The organism is Pelomonas caseinilytica (genome assembly GCF_021353235.1).
In the GTDB taxonomy this organism is placed as follows: domain Bacteria; phylum Pseudomonadota; class Gammaproteobacteria; order Burkholderiales; family Burkholderiaceae_C; genus Pelomonas; species Pelomonas caseinilytica.
The window spans coordinates 1-1,408 of the sequence record NZ_JAJTWT010000040.1; the positions used below are offsets into that span (position 1 = coordinate 1).

General features: G+C 52.8%; 2 protein-coding genes. One reads left to right on the top strand and one right to left on the bottom strand.

Translation table 11 applies throughout. The features are described from left to right. Window positions 1-828: RHS repeat-associated core domain-containing protein (locus LXT12_RS26665; RefSeq protein WP_233395560.1), on the top strand; the 828-nt coding region annotated here is incomplete at its 5' end. Window positions 829-1,143: 315 nt separating this feature from the next. Here the strand turns inward: LXT12_RS26665 and LXT12_RS26670 are convergent. Next, window positions 1,144-1,408, bottom strand: a 265-nt coding sequence (locus LXT12_RS26670; RefSeq protein ID WP_233395562.1) for a hypothetical protein, incomplete at its 5' end; no start/stop codon positions are given.

Consider the following 1,408-nt stretch of genomic DNA (forward strand, 5'->3'; position numbering starts at 1 on the left):
GCCGCCGGCACCAAGCCCGGCGCCGGCACCAGCGTCGTGGGCTTCACGGGCCATGTGCAGGATGCCGAGACGGATCTCGTGTACATGCAGCAGCGGTACTACGATCCGATTGCGGGGAGGTTCCTCAGCGTGGACCCCATCGTCACGGATGCGAATACAGGGAAGGGGTTTGGGCTCTACTCATATGCCGATAACAACCCCTATGTCAAGGTAGATCCTGACGGGCGTGATCCGAAGCAGTCTGATCCCGATAAATGCTGGTGGACCGCTGGTTGTGGGATTCTTGTGGACTCGGGCCGTAGTCAGAATAGTGAAGCATTATCGCGCAACTCTGCCACCGTTCCTGCGCCATCTGCGGCTCCGGGATCACCATCTGGCGATGGATCCGGCGGATCTACGAACATCCTTGTCGAAGTTTGGGTGTTTCTTAGCAAGCCCAGAGGAAGTTGCGCACAACCTGCAGGATGTTACGGAGGGGCAGCCCCTTTACCGCTCGCAGTAGGTGGAGTGTCGGGAACGTTAAAAACTGGAGAACTATTTGAAAGAACTTTTCACACGAGTAAGGGGGTGGTCGACTTTGTGGCAGAAGTTCAAATAGTTGGCGATAAATTAATATTGAATTCTGCAATATTGTACGGACGGTCTGAAGTGGCACTTACCGGCTTGACGCGTGAAATTTATCGTGGAATTCAGGAGTTAAGATACTATGCATCGACTCAGGGTTTTGCAAAATTGCAGATAAACGGAGTTCGAGCCGTCAACAGCTCATCTGCTACGCCAGGAGCGACATGGTCAGGCGAATGGAGTGTACTCTTGTCTCCCCCATGAATTATAAGGATGCATGATGAAAAATTCGGAGATAATCATTTTGGTTAATCAACTTCATTCAGAAGGAAAGACCATTGCGGAAACCATCAAGGAGGTGCGATTTCGATTTGGCCTTTCACTTGCGGAATCCAAGTTAATTGTTACGAGTCAACCGTGTTGGCAACTGACCGTGTCGAACAGTGCGACTTTGCATGCTGAAGCGTTGGAGATGGTTAAAAAATCTTCGTAAACAATTGGATTGTTAACTAAATATATAATTCTCATTATTGGAATGGTTGCTTCGGAAATGTCGCCACATTACTCGCCTCGTACAAGTCACGCTACACCGTCGTCTCCAACGGCTACACCGTCGTCGACAACGACTACGACACCCTGGGGCGGCTCACCGCCCACCGCGAGTTCGGCATCCTGAAATTCACCCAGGCCTACAACGCCGACGGCACCCTCTACTCCCGCGCCGACGGCGCCAACAACACCACCACCTTCACCAACTACAAGCTCGGCATCCCGCAGACCGTCAGCCACCCGCTGGGCATCACCGAAAGCGCCACCGTCGACTCGCTGGGCCGCGTGACCAGCA